The organism is Pantoea cypripedii, assembly GCF_011395035.1.
Lineage (GTDB): Bacteria > Pseudomonadota > Gammaproteobacteria > Enterobacterales > Enterobacteriaceae > Pantoea > Pantoea cypripedii_A.
This window is the reverse complement of record NZ_CP024768.1, coordinates 3,248,750-3,263,755: the sequence shown is the minus strand read 5'-3', so window position 1 is coordinate 3,263,755 and position 15,006 is coordinate 3,248,750. Positions and strand designations below refer to the sequence as shown.

The window sequence follows — 15,006 nt, the reverse complement described above, 5'->3', positions numbered from 1 at the left end:
GCTTCGAGACACCCGAGTGAAAAGGGGTGTTAAACGAGGATTTTCGGCAGTTAAACATAAAAAAATCGCCTCACAGGAGGCGATTTTTTGGTAAGTGTGTTGATTTATTCCACACTTTGATCCGGTGTGCCGGAACCGCTTGGCTTGCGGCGTTTGCCGATATTTTTAGCATCGCGGTGACGTTTTTTCACACGCGGCTTTTCGGCTTCTTTCTCTTTCTGTTCTTTACGCTTCGCAAGCACCTTTTTCGACGGCTTTCCGGTCACTTTCGCGCTGGGTGCGCGGCTTTCCGGACGCAACTCATCGATGGTACGTGGCTTCAGCGGTTCATTAATGTAACGGCTGATTTTGCCCAGCAGTACGTGGTCATGCGCTTCAACCAGTGACAACGCCGTCCCTTTGCGGCCAGCACGTGCGGTGCGGCCAATGCGGTGCAGATAAGTATCTGCGGTGCGTGGCATATCAAAGTTGAAGACATGGCTGACATCTTCGATGTCGATACCACGGGCGGCGACGTCAGTCGCCACCAGAACATTGACGCGGCCATCGTTCAGACGTTTCAGCGCCTCGTTACGCTTGGCCTGCACCATTTCGCCTTCGAGATAGCTACAGCGAATTCCGGCTTCATGCAGCCAGGTTACCAGCTCATGCAGACGCTCGCGCTTTCGCACAAACACAATCGAGCGGGTGACTTCAGGTTGCTTCAGCAGATGCACCAGCAGTTTGGTCTTGTGCTCAAGGTCGTCAGCACGGTAATACCATTGCTGGATTTTCTTACGCTCGCGCTGGCTGGGGTCAGAATCAACCGACACCGGGTCATTCAGCAGGCGCTCGGCAAAGTCTTTGATGCTGTCGCCTTCCAGTGTGGCGGAGAACAGCAGCGTTTGTTTACGCCAGCGCGTTTCGCCCGCGATGGTTTCGATATCCTGGGCAAAACCCATGTCCAGCATGCGGTCGGCTTCATCGAGAATCAGCGTTTCAACGGCGCGGCAGTCAAAGTTTTCTTCTTTGATGTATTGCAACAGGCGGCCGGTGGTCGCCACCACGATATCCTGGTTTTCGCTGAAGACTTCTGCGTGGTTCATATAGGCAACGCCGCCGGTGATGGTGGCGATATCCAGATGCGTATGTTTTGCCAGTTCACGCGCGTGATCGGCCACCTGCATCGCCAGTTCGCGCGTCGGCGTTAAAATTAAAATGCGCGGCGGGCCTGATTTTTTTCGTGGGAAATCGATCAGGTGCTGCAAAGCCGGCAGCAGATAGGCTGCGGTTTTCCCCGTTCCGGTCGGTGCTGAACCCAGTACGTCACGGCCCTCCAGTGCGGCAGGGATGGCCTCAGCCTGGATGGCTGTCGGGCGCGTGAAGCCTTTTTCCTGCAGGGCATCCAGCAGGCTTTCGTCGAGTTCGAGTTCGGAGAATGTGGTTACGGTCATGGTCTACCTCAGTTTGGGGCGCTGATTATAGACAGAACAAACATAATCTTCATCTGTTTGTGTGCCGATGTTGTTCGGCGAGGAGATGTTTTCCCTGCTGAGCCACGTTACACTGAAGCTCTGCCATTGGGCAGGATTTGTTGAGTGGTTGCAAAGAATGACAGATACGACGCCGCATCCGCGGCCTCAGTTACAAAAGAATGGTTTCACCTTTAAGCAGTTTTTTATTGCCCACGATCGCTGTGCGATGAAAGTGGGCACCGACGGGATTTTGCTGGGTGCGTGGGCACCGGTTGCTGGCGTGCGGCGCGTGCTGGATATCGGTAGCGGTAGCGGACTGATTGCCCTGATGGTTGCCCAGCGTACGCCAGACGAAGTGCATATTGATGCGGTCGAACTGGACGCTGATGCGGCCGGGCAGGCTCAGGAGAATGTGCAGGCGTCGCCCTGGTCATCGAGAGTGACGGTCCATCATGCGGATATCACTGACTGGGCAGAAGCCTGTGAACAACGCTACTCCCTTATCGTCAGTAACCCCCCTTATTTTGCACCAGGCGTGGCCTGTGCGACGCCACAACGTGCCGCCGCACGCGCCACCGATAGCCTGGATCACCAGACTTTACTGCGTTGTGCGGCGCAGTTAATAGAAGAAGAAGGCTTCTTTTGCGTGGTGCTGCCCGAATCACTGGGGCAGGGCATGATTGATCAGGCACAGCAGGATGGCTGGCATCTGCGTTTTCGCTATGACGTTGCCGAGTATGCGCAGCGGCCGCCCCATCGTGTGCTGCTTGGCTTCTCACCCAGTGCAGGGGAACAATTGATGGAGCGGCTGGCGATACGTGATGAGAACACGCAATACTCGGAAGACTGGTGCAGCCTGACGCGTGATTTCTATCTATTCATGTAATGGACGGGTGCCAGCACCGTGGGCAGCGCTTCGGGCAACAGATCGGGATAGTCCGGCGTGTAATGCAGGCCGCGGCTTTCTTTACGTTCCAGCGCACAGCGCACCATCAGCTCCGCAACCTGTACCAGATTGCGCAGTTCCAGCAAATTGTTAGACAGGCGGAAATGCGCGTAATACTCATCAATTTCCTGCTGTAGCAGGTTGATACGGCGCAGTGCCCGCTCCAGCCGCTTGGTGGTGCGCACGATCCCCATGTAATCCCACATAAACAACCGCAGTTCGTGCCAGTTATGCTGAATCACCACGCGCTCATCGGCATCATCGACGCGGCTTTCATCCCAGGCAGGCAGATGCTCGACCTGCTCAATGGCTGGCAGGCGACGGATTAAATCCTCCGCCGCTGACCAGCCATAAACCAGGCACTCCAGCAGGGAGTTTGACGCCATACGATTCGCGCCATGCAGGCCTGTATAGCTGACTTCGCCAATGGCATACAGGCCATCGACATCGGTACGTCCCTGTTGGTCAACCATCACGCCACCGCAGGTGTAATGGGCCGCAGGGACGATCGGAATCGGCTCTTTGGTCAGATCCAGGCCGAAGGTCAGCAGTTTTTCATAAATCATCGGGAAGTGGGCGCGAACAAAGCTGGCCGGCTGATGGCTGATGTCGAGATACATGCAATCCACACCAAGACGCTTCATTTCATGGTCGATAGCGCGTGCCACAATATCACGCGGTGCCAGTTCGGCGCGTTCATCAAAATCAGGCATAAAGCGGGTACCATCCGGGCGCAGTAGCCATGCGCCTTCACCACGCAGCGCTTCAGTCAGCAGGAAGTTTTGTGCCTGAGGATGGAACAGACAGGTGGGGTGGAACTGATTGAACTCCAGATTCGCGACCCGGCAACCCGCGCGCCATGCCATTGCGATGCCGTCACCGGAAGCAACGTCCGGGTTGGTGGTGTATTGATAGACTTTCGCGGCTCCGCCGGTCGCCAGAATCACTGCTCGCGCACGACAGGTTTCTACCTGCTCGCGATTACGGTTCCAGATCCAGGCTCCGACCACACGACGTGGGCCAGGTTGGCCAATTTTATCGGATAAGATCAGGTCTACCGCATTGGTGCGTTCAAGAATACGGATATTGGGATGGCTGAGAGCCTGGCTGACCAGCGTGGTTTCCACAGCACGTCCGGTGGCATCGGCACTATGCAGAATGCGGCGGTGACTGTGGCCGCCTTCACGCGTCAGATGGTAGCGTGCTTCACCATCACCCTGCGGCTCTTTATCGAAGGCGACACCATTATCAATCAGCCATTGTACGCAGTTGCGCGCGTTGCTGGCGATAAAGCTGACTGTAGTGCGGTCGCATAAACCGGCACCCGCAATCAGGGTGTCTTCTACGTGTGATTCAATGCTGTCGGTTTCATCAAATACAGCGGCTATGCCGCCCTGGGCGTAGAACGTAGAGCCTTCATTCACCTGAGCTTTACTCAGCACCGTGACCTGATAATGCGGTGCCAGACGCAGCGCCAGTGACAAGCCAGCAGCGCCACTGCCGACGATAAGTACATCACACTGATAATCGGATAATGAGGTCATAATGTTTAATTTACTAAACAAAAGGTCCCCTGAGCATAAGCCCGGATGCCTGCGGTGTGAAGTATTTTGAACAAGTATCGCAGAGAAATCAGCCGCTGTTGCGTGATAACGACGCGATTTCAGTAGGTTATGTCTGAAAATAGTCTTTACGTGTTTTTTATACCAAACATACTGAAAATTCAGGTAATAAAGGTGAAAATCGTAGCGTCATGGGTTACTCTGCCAGCGATTATCGATGCCGACCAAAGGTCGCCCACGCGGCAAGTCGCTACACTGTAAGACAATCAACAACAAAGGCGTCTTGGTTCCGATACGGAAAATTATCAGGTCGTAATGAACTTCAGGCCAGAATATGACTCTAAGCGCATGCTTGCTCAGAACTAATGAGATGTGCTGGCAGTTCATTTACGCGTATTTAAAGAGTTTGGGGAGACATTACCTCGGATGAGCGAGCAGTTAACGGATCAGGTTCTTGTTGAACGGGTTCAGAAGGGAGATCAAAAGTCCTTTAATTTACTGGTGATACGATACCAGCATAAAGTGGCGAGCCTGGTTTCACGTTATGTCCCATCGGGCGATGTGCCGGATGTGGTACAGGAGTCTTTCATTAAAGCGTATCGCGCACTGGAATCATTCCGTGGCGACAGCGCGTTTTACACATGGCTGTACCGCATTGCGGTGAACACAGCAAAAAACTATCTGGTGGCTCAGGGACGCCGCCCGCCATCCAGTGATGTTGACGCGATCGACGCGGAAAACTTCGAAAGTGCGGGTGCGTTAAAAGAAATTTCGAACCCTGAGAACTTAATGTTGTCTGACGAACTGAAACAGATCGTCTTTCGTACCATTGAGGCGCTTCCTGAGGATTTACGTATGGCCATTACCCTCAGAGAGCTGGACGGATTAAGCTACGAAGAAATTGCCGCCATCATGGATTGCCCGGTCGGTACGGTACGTTCTCGTATCTTCCGTGCGCGAGAGGCTATTGATAATAAAGTTCAACCGCTTATCCAACGTCAGTGATAACGGCTACTGGAAGGGTACCAAAGCATGCAGAAAGAAAAACTTTCCGCTTTAATGGATGGTGAGACTTTAGATAACGAGCTGCTGGCGTCGTTATCCAGGGATGCAAATCTGCAAAAAAGCTGGGAAAGCTACCATCTTATCCGCGACACCCTGCGGGGCGATGTGGGTGAAGTGCTGCATTTTGATATCTCCGCGCGTGTAGCGGCAGCCATCGAAAATGAACCGGTGCGCAAAGTGACGTCGCTGATTCCGGAAGCACAGCCTGAACCGGCGCGCTGGAAGAAAATGCCGTTCTGGCGTAAGTCAGGCTCCTGGACAGCGCAACTGGCGCAGGTCGGCTTAGCTGCCTGTGTATCGCTGGCGGTGATTGTGGGCGTTCAGCACTACAATCAGCCTGCGGGTAGCAGCGCAACTGAATCGTCCGATTCTCCGGTGTTCAATACTCTGCCGATGATGGGCAAAGCTTCCCCGGTAAGCCTGGGGGTTCCTTCTGATGCATTCGATACCAATAGTTCGAATCAGCAGGTGCAGGAACAGCGTCGCCGTATCAACGCTATGCTGCAGGATTATGAGCTGCAACGTCGTCTGCATGCCGACCAGGTTCAGTTTGAAAAGAACGATCCGCAACAGGCACAGGCTAATGTTCCCGGTAATCAGTCGTTAGGAATTCAGCAGCAGTAATGAAGCAGCTTTGGTGTGCCGTTAGCCTGCTGGCAGGCAGCCTGCTTTATACATCTACCGCCCCGGCGCAGACCTCTGCGTCCGGGGCGTTGTTACAGCAGATGGAGCAGGCAAGTCAGTCCCTCAATTACGAATTCGCTTACATCAATGTCTCTCGTCTTGGCATCGAATCCCTGCGCTATCGCCATGCGGTTATCAGTAACCGGATTTTTGCCCAGCTTTTGCAGATGGACGGTCCGCGACGTGAAGTGATTCAGCGTGGTAACGACATCAGCTATTTCGAGCCCGGCCTCGATCCGTTCACGCTGCCCGGCAACCATATCGTCGATGCGCTGCCTCCGTTGATGTTTGCCGACTTTTCACGCCTGAGCAGCGCCTATGACTTCATTCCAGTTGGTCGTTCACGTATTGCCGACCAGTTGTGTGAGGTGGTGCGCATTGTCTCTCGTGATGGCTCACGCTATAGCTATGTAGTGTGGCTGGATGTCGATACCAAACTGCCGTTACGTATCGATCTGCTGGATCGTGATGGTGAAACGCTGGAGCAGTTCCGCGTCATCAGTTTTGCCGTCGATGAAGGCGTGCGTAATCTGATGCAGGGGCTGGAGAAAGCCAATCTTCCGCCAACGTTATCCTTACCCGTTGGCGATAAAGTTCAGCTCAGCTGGCAACCGACATGGTTACCTGCGGGGATGACACTGATTTCTCAAAGCCGTCGGGATATCCCGGCGCTGAACAAAACGGTTGAATCCCGTCTTTACAGCGATGGTTTGTTCAGTTTCGCGATTAACGTAACGCCTGCCGATAAAGATAGCGTTGCGCAGACATTGCGCACTGGGCGTCGTACAGTGCAGACCGAAGTGCGCAATAATAGCGAGATTACCGTGGTGGGTGAGATTCCGCCAACCACAGCAAAACGTATTGCGGACAGCATTGATTCGGGACCAGCAAAATGATGAGAGAATGGGCCACCGTGGTGGCATGGAAAGAAGGCGTCGCGACGTTACATACCGAAGCGAAGACCTCCTGTAACAGTTGCTCGGCACGTAAAGGCTGCGGCAGCCACATGCTGAATAAGCTGGGGCCGAAAAATGCCCATGTAATGCAAATCGAAAGCAAAGAACCGCTACAACCTGGCCAGCGTATTGAGCTGGGTATCCGTGAGAGCAGTTTGCTGGGGTCTGCGTTACTGGTTTACATGACACCACTGTTTGGCCTGTTTCTGGTCGCTGGCTTGTTTCAAATGCTGTTTCATAGCGATCTGGCATCCGCCTGTGGTGCCTTGCTGGGCGGCATAGGGGGCTTTATTGTGGCGAAAGGGGTCTCGACGTTAGTCGGCGAACGTGAGGCTTTTCAGCCGGTGATCCTGAATGTTGCGTTGCCGCCAGATGCCATGCGGGTTGAAACTGAAATCTGATTCTTGCCGGGCCGCGTCAATCGCGGCCTTTTTATGCGCGCTTAGCCGCTTAATTCTGTTGCGATTCCCCGCTGTTCCATTCTTTAACGCAAGGCGTTAACAGTGTAATATGCGTCGTCATTAATGAGGCTGACAGGGTTCCAGGTAAAATACCGTTTCCTGAATGTGTCTGTGCTCAAGTATTCAACTGCTGTTCTACGTGAAGATATTCATATAAATGAAGCACATAAGAAATTTCTCCATCATCGCTCATATCGACCACGGCAAATCGACGCTCTCCGACCGTTTGATCCAAATTTGTGGTGGCCTGAGCGATCGTGAGATGGCAGCGCAGGTTCTGGATTCAATGGATTTGGAACGTGAGCGCGGCATTACCATCAAAGCGCAGAGTGTTACGCTCGATTACAAAGCGCTGAACGGTGAAACTTACCAGCTCAATTTTATCGATACCCCCGGACACGTTGACTTCTCCTATGAAGTATCACGTTCTCTGGCGGCCTGTGAAGGGGCGTTGCTGGTGGTCGATGCAGGTCAGGGCGTTGAAGCACAAACGCTGGCGAACTGCTACACCGCAATGGAAATGGATCTGGAAGTGGTACCGGTACTGAACAAGATCGACCTGCCTGCGGCCGACCCGGAGCGTGTGGCGGAAGAGATTGAAGATATCGTCGGTATCGATGCGACGGATGCCGTGCGCTGTTCAGCGAAAACCGGCGTTGGTGTGCCGGAAGTGCTGGAACGTCTGGTGCGTGACATTCCGCCGCCGCAGGGCGATCCGGATGCTCCGCTGCAGGCGTTGATCATCGACTCATGGTTCGATAACTACCTTGGCGTGGTGTCGCTGATTCGTATCAAGAACGGTACGCTGCGTAAAGGCGACAAAGTAAAAGTGATCAGCACCGGCCAGGTGTATAACGCTGAGCGCCTGGGGATTTTCACGCCGAAGCAAGTCGATCGCACCGAACTGAAATGCGGTGAGGTAGGCTGGCTGGTCTGCGCCATTAAAGACATTCTCGGTGCGCCAGTGGGTGATACCCTGACGCTGCAACGCAACCCTGCGGATAAAGCGCTGCCGGGCTTCAAAAAAGTGAAGCCGCAGGTATACGCCGGTCTGTTCCCGGTCAGCTCTGACGATTACGAAGCCTTCCGCGATGCGCTGGGCAAACTCAGCCTGAACGATGCATCGCTGTTTTACGAGCCGGAAAGCTCCACCGCGCTGGGCTTCGGCTTCCGCTGTGGCTTCCTTGGCCTGCTGCATATGGAGATCATCCAGGAACGTCTGGAGCGTGAATACGATCTCGATCTGATCACCACCGCACCGACCGTGGTGTACGAAGTGGAAACCACAGATGGCGAAGTGGTGTATGTCGACAGCCCGTCGAAGCTACCGCCGCTGAATAATATTGAAGAACTGCGCGAACCGATCGCCGAGTGTCATATGCTGCTGCCACAGGAATATCTGGGCAACGTCATTACGCTGTGCATCGAGAAGCGTGGTGTTCAGACAAATATGGTTTACCACGGCAACCAGGTTGCGCTGACTTACGAAATCCCGATGGCAGAAGTGGTCCTCGACTTCTTTGACCGTCTGAAATCAACGTCACGCGGCTATGCTTCACTGGATTATAACTTCAAACGTTTCCAGGCCTCTGACATGGTGCGTGTCGACGTGCTGATCAACTCAGAACGTGTCGATGCGCTGGCGCTGATTACTCACCGTGATAACTCGCAATATCGTGGCCGTGATCTGGTGGAGAAGATGAAAGAACTGATCCCACGACAGCAGTTCGATATCGCGATTCAGGCAGCAATTGGCAACCACATTATCGCTCGCTCAACAGTCAAGCAGCTGCGTAAAAACGTTCTGGCGAAATGCTATGGCGGTGACGTCAGCCGTAAGAAAAAACTGTTGCAGAAGCAGAAGGACGGTAAGAAGCGAATGAAGCAGGTCGGTAACGTTGAGCTGCCGCAGGAAGCATTCCTTGCCATTCTGCATGTCGGTAAAGACAGCAAATAAGGAACCTCAATGGCTAATATGTTCGCCCTGATTCTGGCGATCGCCACCCTGGTAACCGGTGTTATCTGGTGTATTGATCGTTTTAAATGGGCACCGGCGCGTCGTGTTAAGCAGGCTGCTGCACAGGCGCAAGCCGGCAACACGCTGGATGGAAAAACGCTGGCGAAAGTCTCCGCGCAGCCTGGCTGGGTGGAAACGGCAGCATCGGTTTTTCCGGTGCTGGCGGTGGTGTTTATTGTGCGCTCTTTCGTGTATGAGCCGTTCCAGATCCCATCTGGTTCGATGATGCCAACCCTGCTGATTGGTGACTTCATTCTCGTTGAGAAGTTTGCCTATGGGCTGAAAGATCCGATCACGCAAACCACGCTGATCCCAACCGGTCATCCGCAACGTGGTGATGTCGCGGTATTTAAATACCCGAAAGATCCGAGCATGGATTACATCAAACGCGTTATCGGTTTACCGGGCGACAAAGTGGTCTACGATCCTTATAGCAAAACGTTGACGGTTAATCCGGGCTGTGCGGGGAGCAAATGCGACACCGCGTTGCCGATTACCTACACCAATATCGAACCGAGTAGCTTTATTCAGACTTTCAGCGGCTTCGATGGTAATGAAACCGGTAACGGCTTCTTCCAGGTACCGCCGGGCGAAACCATGCGTGGTGGCCTGCGTCTCGGTACACGTAAAGAGACGCTGGGCAACGTGACGCATGACATCCTGCTGGTTAACGAAGCGCAGAGTCAGGCGAGCATGTACTATCAGCAGCCTGGCGAGCCACAGTCCACCTGGATTGTGCCGCAGGGGCAATACTTCATGATGGGCGATAACCGTGATAACAGCGCCGACAGCCGCTACTGGGGCTTTGTACCCGAGCGTAATCTGGTCGGTAAAGCGGTCGCTATCTGGATGAGCTTTGAGAAACAGGAAGGACAGTGGCCAACCGGCGTGCGACTGAGTCGTATCGGCGGTATTCACTGATAACAGGCCCGCATAGCGGGCAAAACGGTTGGCTCCCTGCGGGGAGCCAGTGCACACGAAACGGAACGTGCTGGAACCTCAGCCCCGTTTCGTATGCAGAGTGACAGACGCACAGAAGAACTGGAATCGCATGAACCCCATCCTCATTAACAAGCTACAGCGCAAACTGGGCTACACTTTTACTCATCCGGAACTACTGCAACAGGCGCTGACTCACCGCAGTGCCAGCAGTAAACATAACGAGCGTCTTGAATTTCTTGGCGATTCAATTCTCAGCTATGTGATTGCTAACGCACTTTATCAACGCTTTCCGCGTGTTGATGAGGGCGATATGAGCCGCATGCGCGCTACGCTGGTACGTGGTAACACGCTGGCTGAAATGGCACGGGAGTTTGATCTCGGCGAGTGTTTACGTCTCGGTCCGGGTGAATTGAAAAGCGGCGGTTTTCGTCGCGAATCGATTCTGGCTGATACCGTGGAAGCACTGATTGGTGGCATTTTCCTCGACAGCACGATTCAAACCGTCGAAAAATTGATTCTCGACTGGTATCAAACGCGACTGGAGCAAATCAGTCCGGGCGATAAGCAAAAAGATCCGAAAACACGCCTGCAGGAATATCTGCAGGGACGCCATCTGCCCTTACCGTCTTACCTGGTGGTGCAGGTGCGTGGTGAAGCCCACGATCAGGAATTTACCATTCACTGTCAGGTGAGTGGCATGGCAGAGCCGGTGGTGGGCGTAGGCTCCAGCCGCCGTAAAGCGGAACAGGCCGCTGCCGAACAAGCGCTGATTAAACTCGGCCTCGAATAGTCACATCGCAGCACCCTGACCGGTGCTGATTAAGTCAGGACTCGAATGAGCGAACACGAAACTTATTGCGGCTTTGTCGCGATTGTTGGCCGACCGAACGTCGGCAAATCCACCTTGCTGAACCAGTTGCTGGGGCAGAAGGTGTCGATCACCTCGCGCAAGCCGCAAACCACGCGTCACCGTATCATGGGCATTCATACTGAAGGGCCATATCAGGCCATCTATGTGGATACCCCCGGGCTGCATATGGAAGAAAAGCGGGCGATTAACCGCCTGATGAACCGTGCTGCCAGCAGTTCTATCGGTGATGTTGAATTGGTCATTTTCGTGGTTGATGGCACGCGCTGGACGCCGGATGACGAAATGGTGCTGAACAAGCTGCGTGATGGCAAAGTGCCGGTGGTGCTGGCGGTTAACAAAGTCGATAACATCCAGGATAAAAGCATCCTGCTGCCACACCTGCAATTCCTCAGCCAGCAGATGAACTTCGCTGAAATCGTGCCGATCTCAGCTGAATTTGGCAAGAACGTGGATACCATTGCGGCGATCGTGCGTAAGCGTCTGCCGCAGGCGGAACATCACTTCCCCGAAGAGTACATCACTGACCGCTCCCAGCGCTTTATGGCTTCCGAAATCATCCGTGAAAAACTGATGCGTTTCCTCGGTGCCGAACTGCCTTATTCCGTTACCGTTGAGATTGAGAAGTTCGAGACTAACGAACGTGGCGGCTATGATATCAGCGGCCTGATTCTGGTTGAGCGCGATGGTCAGAAGAAAATGGTGATTGGCAACAAAGGGGCCAAAATCAAAACCATTGGTATTGAAGCGCGTAAAGATATGGAAGAGATGTTTGAGGCCAAAGTGCACCTCGAACTCTGGGTGAAGGTCAAATCTGGCTGGGCAGACGACGAACGTGCGCTGCGCAGTCTGGGTTATGTAGACGACCTCTAATCGATGGAAGGCTGGCAACGCGCCTTTGTGCTGCATAGTCGCCCCTATAGCGAAACCAGCCTGCTGCTCGATCTCTTTAGCGAAAGCGAAGGGCGCGTGCGCGTCCTTGCCAAAGGCGCGCGGTCGCGCCGTTCGCAACTCAAAGGTGCTTTGCAACCTTTCACACCGCTGCTGGTGCGCTGGGGCGGGCGTGGCGAAGTCAAAACGCTGCGCAGTGCCGAAGCGGTATCGCTGGCGCTGCCGCTCAGCGGTATCACGCTCTACTGTGGCCTGTACGTGAATGAACTCTTGTCGCGCGTGCTGGAGCAGGAAATTCCTTTCTCTGAGTTATTCTTCGATTACCTGAATTGTATCCAGTCACTGGCGGCTGCCAGCGGCACGCCGGAACCGTCGTTGCGTCGCTTTGAGCTGGCGCTGCTGGGTCACCTGGGATACGGGGTCGATTTCCTGCACTGCGCAGGCAGTGGCGAAGAAGTGGATGACGGCATGACCTACAGCTATCGCGAAGAGAAAGGTTTCATTGCCAGCCTGGTAGTGAACCAGCGCAGCTTTACCGGTCGCCAGTTGCGGGCGCTATGGGCGCGGGACTTTCCTGATGCAGATAGCCTGCGTGCTGCCAAGCGTTTTACCCGCATGGCGCTGAAGCCTTACCTGGGCGGCAAACCGCTCAAAAGTCAGGAACTCTTTCGTCAGTTTGTGCCGAAAAAGAAGCCGGATGCGGCGAGCGAATGATGCCAGTCCAGGTGTCGCGCGGTACACTCTCAACACACTAAACACATTTAAGGATTGTCATGGCTGAGTTGCTGTTAGGGGTCAACATTGACCACATCGCCACCGTACGTAACGCGCGTGGCACCAATTATCCCGATCCGGTGCAGGCGGCATTTATCTCCGAACAGGCAGGGGCGGATGGTATCACCGTGCACCTGCGTGAAGACCGTCGTCATATTACTGACCGTGATGTGCGTATTCTGCGAGACACCATTCAGACACGTATGAACCTGGAAATGGCGGTGACTGATGAGATGGTTGGCATTGCCTGCGATATCAAACCGCATTTCTGCTGCCTGGTGCCGGAAAAGCGTCAGGAAGTGACCACCGAAGGCGGTCTCGACGTGGCGGGCCAGCAGGACAAAATCAATGCTGCGGTAAGGCAACTGAGCGAGGCGGGCATTCTGGTCTCGTTATTTATTGATGCCGACCACCGTCAGATTGAGGCGGCAGTCGCCAGCGGTGCGCCTTACATTGAAATCCACACCGGTTCCTATGCGGAAGCGCCTGAAGGGCTGGCACGTGATGCCGAGCTGGAACGCATTCGTATCGCCGCCACCTTTGCCGCCAGCCTCGGCCTGAAGGTGAATGCGGGCCACGGACTGACCTACCACAACGTACTGCCGATTGCGGCTTTACCGGAAATGCATGAACTGAATATCGGCCATGCAATTATTGGTCGCGCAGTGATGAGTGGTCTGGCTGACGCGGTGAAAGAGATGAAACAGCTGATGCGGGAAGCGCGCCGTTAATGGCCATACTCGGGCTGGGCACCGATATCGTTGAGATTGAGCGCATCGCGGGTGTTATTGAGCGCTCCGGGGATCGTTTGGCGCAGCGGGTGCTGAGCGAAGCCGAGTGGCAGCAATACCAGACGCACCAGCAGCCGGTGCGTTTTCTGGCTAAGCGTTTTGCGGTGAAAGAAGCGGCGGCAAAAGCCTTTGGCACCGGTATTCGCGGCGGTCTGGCATTTAATCAGTTTGAAGTTTACAACGACGCGCTGGGTAAACCAGGCTTACGTTTCTTCCAGCATGCGGCGGACATTGCCCGGCAGCTTGGCGTACAGCATGTTCATGTCACACTGGCCGATGAACGTCACTACGCCTGTGCCACGGTGATCATTGAAAGCTAGTGATGCAGCACCACAAATTTCTCCCACAGCGCCTCGCGACTTTCGGGGTGCTGTGGGTCAGGAATGATGGTGTTATCGATGGGGCATACACTCAGGCAGGTTGGCACATCATAATGGCCGACACATTCGGTGCAACGAGCGCTGTCAATCTGGTAGATGGCGTCACCGAGGCTGATCGCCTGGTTCGGGCACTCCGGTTCGCACATGTCGCAGTTGATACAGCGCTGGGTAATCAGTAAAGCCATGGTCGCAAGCTATCTGGTGAAAAGGATTCAGTCAAGGCGCGCACCTTAGCATACTCCGGCCTGCACCCCAATCTGAGCGGTTGGTTTTTCTCCGCATCATTTGCGCTAGCGCAAGATAGCATCCTGCGACCTTTCCCGTTACACCAGCTTTCTCACCAGCGCTTCACTGTGGCGAATGTGGCTGGAGGCGCGCTCAGGGTCATTCTGCACCAGCGCCATAAACAGCAGGTCCGTCAGGGCCAACTGAGCACTGGTAGAGGAGATCGCGGCACTGCGGGTGCTTTGTTCCTCGGCGACAGTGTAGAGACAATGCGTGGCGCACTGCTGCAACGTATTGGGGGTGAACCCGGTAAACGCCAGCACGTCGGCTCCGGTCTGCGCAGCCTCCTGGGCGGCAAGATTGATTTCGCGTCGTTCACCGGTATAGGAAATGGCCAGCAGCACATCGCCCGCTGTCATGGCCTGTACGCTGGCAAGCAACGCGTGCATATCCTGCTCGGCGACGGCGTTGATGCCGATCTTCATCAGTTTCCACGAAAAATCTTTTGCCACCAGGCCCGATGCGCCAATGCCGACCAGCAGGATACGGTTGGCATTTTTCAGCAACTGTAACGTTTCCAGCAGCATCTCTTCGCTATTGATATCCAGCGTGGCGCGGATGGCCGAAATCTTCTCAGCCAGCAGTTTTTCACCCACGACTTTTAGCGGGTCATCGCTAAGAATATGGTTATGAACGGTAATGGCATCACGGTCGGCCAATGATTCGCTCAGTGCTAACTTCAAGGCCGGGAACCCTCTATAGCCCAGTTTCTGGGCGAACTTGACCACGCTGGACTGACTGACACCTGATTCTTCCGCCAGTTTTTGCGAGCTCAAATGCCGTGCCCGGTCCGGTTGTGACAACAAAAAATCCGCCAGACGTCGCTCGTTGAGCGCCAGACGCGGATAAAGCTGACGAATCCGCAGCAATGAACTCATTTCCGATCCTTAATTCAGAACGTAATGCCTGTTTAGCCTGATAAATGTGGCA

General features: G+C 54.3%; 16 protein-coding genes. 12 read left to right on the top strand and 4 right to left on the bottom strand.

All coding sequences use genetic code 11. The features are described from left to right. Positions 1-104 precede the first annotated feature (104 nt). Positions 105-1,433: an ATP-dependent RNA helicase SrmB gene (gene srmB, locus CUN67_RS15220; protein ID WP_208716125.1), complete on the bottom strand. Its 1,329-nt coding sequence runs from the start codon at positions 1,431-1,433 to the stop codon at positions 105-107. Between the two features lie 157 nt (positions 1,434-1,590). Between srmB and trmN the strand changes: the two genes are divergently transcribed. Further along, positions 1,591-2,340: a tRNA(1)(Val) (adenine(37)-N(6))-methyltransferase TrmN gene (gene trmN / locus CUN67_RS15215; RefSeq protein ID WP_208716123.1), complete on the top strand. Its 750-nt coding sequence runs from the start codon at positions 1,591-1,593 to the stop codon at positions 2,338-2,340. On the opposite strand, the gene nadB is transcribed toward trmN, so the two are convergent. Then, complete coding sequence (nadB, locus tag CUN67_RS15210) at positions 2,325-3,944, bottom strand: L-aspartate oxidase (protein ID WP_208717232.1); 1,620 nt, start codon at positions 3,942-3,944, stop codon at positions 2,325-2,327. The two genes, trmN and nadB, sit on opposite strands and share 16 nt — an antisense overlap. Positions 3,945-4,388: 444 nt before the next feature. On the opposite strand from nadB, the gene rpoE reads away from it, so the two are divergent. From rpoE to acpS, 11 genes are all read left to right on the top strand, one after another. After that, positions 4,389-4,967, top strand: coding sequence for an RNA polymerase sigma factor RpoE (rpoE, locus tag CUN67_RS15205; protein ID WP_010617748.1), 579 nt, complete (start codon positions 4,389-4,391; stop codon positions 4,965-4,967). A 27-nt stretch (positions 4,968-4,994) separates the two neighbouring features. Further along, complete coding sequence (rseA, locus tag CUN67_RS15200; protein WP_208716121.1) at positions 4,995-5,651, top strand: anti-sigma-E factor RseA; 657 nt, start codon at positions 4,995-4,997, stop codon at positions 5,649-5,651. Further along, entirely contained in the window at positions 5,651-6,607 is a 957-nt protein-coding gene (rseB, locus tag CUN67_RS15195) for a sigma-E factor regulatory protein RseB (protein WP_208716119.1), read from the top strand. Before rseA ends, rseB begins: the two co-directional genes overlap by 1 nt. Then, positions 6,604-7,068 carry a SoxR-reducing system protein RseC gene (rseC, locus tag CUN67_RS15190; protein ID WP_208716117.1) on the top strand — a complete coding sequence of 155 codons (465 nt, stop codon included), beginning with the start codon at positions 6,604-6,606 and terminating at the stop codon, positions 7,066-7,068. The genes rseB and rseC overlap by 4 nt, the downstream gene beginning before the upstream one ends. Before the next feature lie 217 nt (positions 7,069-7,285). Then, a complete protein-coding gene (gene lepA, locus CUN67_RS15185; RefSeq protein ID WP_084876353.1) occupies positions 7,286-9,085 on the top strand; it encodes a translation elongation factor 4 in 1,800 nt (599 codons plus the stop codon). 9 nt (positions 9,086-9,094) lie between these two features. Continuing rightward, positions 9,095-10,066, top strand: coding sequence for a signal peptidase I (gene lepB / locus CUN67_RS15180; RefSeq protein ID WP_208716116.1), 972 nt, complete (start codon positions 9,095-9,097; stop codon positions 10,064-10,066). A 130-nt stretch (positions 10,067-10,196) separates the two neighbouring features. Continuing rightward, positions 10,197-10,877, top strand: a complete 681-nt coding sequence (rnc, locus tag CUN67_RS15175) for a ribonuclease III (protein ID WP_208716115.1) — start codon at positions 10,197-10,199, stop codon at positions 10,875-10,877. A 45-nt stretch (positions 10,878-10,922) separates the two neighbouring features. Beyond that, positions 10,923-11,828, top strand: a complete 906-nt coding sequence (gene era / locus CUN67_RS15170; protein ID WP_084876350.1) for a GTPase Era — start codon at positions 10,923-10,925, stop codon at positions 11,826-11,828. Between the two features lie 3 nt (positions 11,829-11,831). Then, positions 11,832-12,560 (top strand): DNA repair protein RecO, encoded by a 729-nt coding sequence (recO, locus tag CUN67_RS15165; RefSeq protein ID WP_208716114.1) that lies wholly within the window; start codon positions 11,832-11,834, stop codon positions 12,558-12,560. Between the two features lie 59 nt (positions 12,561-12,619). Then, positions 12,620-13,351: a pyridoxine 5'-phosphate synthase gene (gene pdxJ / locus CUN67_RS15160; RefSeq protein WP_208716113.1), complete on the top strand. Its 732-nt coding sequence runs from the start codon at positions 12,620-12,622 to the stop codon at positions 13,349-13,351. Beyond that, positions 13,351-13,731, top strand: coding sequence for a holo-ACP synthase (gene acpS, locus CUN67_RS15155; protein WP_208716112.1), 381 nt, complete (start codon positions 13,351-13,353; stop codon positions 13,729-13,731). The genes pdxJ and acpS overlap by 1 nt, the downstream gene beginning before the upstream one ends. On the opposite strand, the gene CUN67_RS15150 is transcribed toward acpS, so the two are convergent. Together CUN67_RS15150 and CUN67_RS15145 are read right to left on the bottom strand one after the other, a co-directional pair. Continuing rightward, the gene (locus tag CUN67_RS15150; RefSeq protein WP_084876346.1) at positions 13,728-13,976 is read right to left on the bottom strand and encodes a YfhL family 4Fe-4S dicluster ferredoxin; all 249 of its coding nucleotides are present in this window, start codon (positions 13,974-13,976) and stop codon (positions 13,728-13,730) included. The genes acpS and CUN67_RS15150 overlap by 4 nt on opposite strands. 138 nt (positions 13,977-14,114) lie before the next feature. Then, positions 14,115-14,954, bottom strand: coding sequence for a MurR/RpiR family transcriptional regulator (locus CUN67_RS15145; RefSeq protein WP_208716111.1), 840 nt, complete (start codon positions 14,952-14,954; stop codon positions 14,115-14,117). Between the last annotated feature and the right edge of the window lie 52 nt (positions 14,955-15,006).

Coding starts and splice junctions, on each gene's coding strand:
- rseB (WP_208716119.1), top strand. CDS start 5,651: ATGAAGCAGCTTTGGTGTGCCGTTAGCCTGCTGGCAGGCAGCCTGCTT.
- era (WP_084876350.1), top strand. CDS start 10,923: ATGAGCGAACACGAAACTTATTGCGGCTTTGTCGCGATTGTTGGCCGA.
- CUN67_RS15145 (WP_208716111.1), bottom strand. CDS start 14,954: ATGAGTTCATTGCTGCGGATTCGTCAGCTTTATCCGCGTCTGGCGCTC.
- lepA (WP_084876353.1), top strand. CDS start 7,286: ATGAAGCACATAAGAAATTTCTCCATCATCGCTCATATCGACCACGGC.
- CUN67_RS15150 (WP_084876346.1), bottom strand. CDS start 13,976: ATGGCTTTACTGATTACCCAGCGCTGTATCAACTGCGACATGTGCGAA.
- lepB (WP_208716116.1), top strand. CDS start 9,095: ATGGCTAATATGTTCGCCCTGATTCTGGCGATCGCCACCCTGGTAACC.
- trmN (WP_208716123.1), top strand. CDS start 1,591: ATGACAGATACGACGCCGCATCCGCGGCCTCAGTTACAAAAGAATGGT.
- acpS (WP_208716112.1), top strand. CDS start 13,351: ATGGCCATACTCGGGCTGGGCACCGATATCGTTGAGATTGAGCGCATC.
- rnc (WP_208716115.1), top strand. CDS start 10,197: ATGAACCCCATCCTCATTAACAAGCTACAGCGCAAACTGGGCTACACT.
- srmB (WP_208716125.1), bottom strand. CDS start 1,433: ATGACCGTAACCACATTCTCCGAACTCGAACTCGACGAAAGCCTGCTG.
- recO (WP_208716114.1), top strand. CDS start 11,832: ATGGAAGGCTGGCAACGCGCCTTTGTGCTGCATAGTCGCCCCTATAGC.
- pdxJ (WP_208716113.1), top strand. CDS start 12,620: ATGGCTGAGTTGCTGTTAGGGGTCAACATTGACCACATCGCCACCGTA.
- rseA (WP_208716121.1), top strand. CDS start 4,995: ATGCAGAAAGAAAAACTTTCCGCTTTAATGGATGGTGAGACTTTAGAT.
- rpoE (WP_010617748.1), top strand. CDS start 4,389: ATGAGCGAGCAGTTAACGGATCAGGTTCTTGTTGAACGGGTTCAGAAG.
- rseC (WP_208716117.1), top strand. CDS start 6,604: ATGATGAGAGAATGGGCCACCGTGGTGGCATGGAAAGAAGGCGTCGCG.
- nadB (WP_208717232.1), bottom strand. CDS start 3,944: ATGACCTCATTATCCGATTATCAGTGTGATGTACTTATCGTCGGCAGT.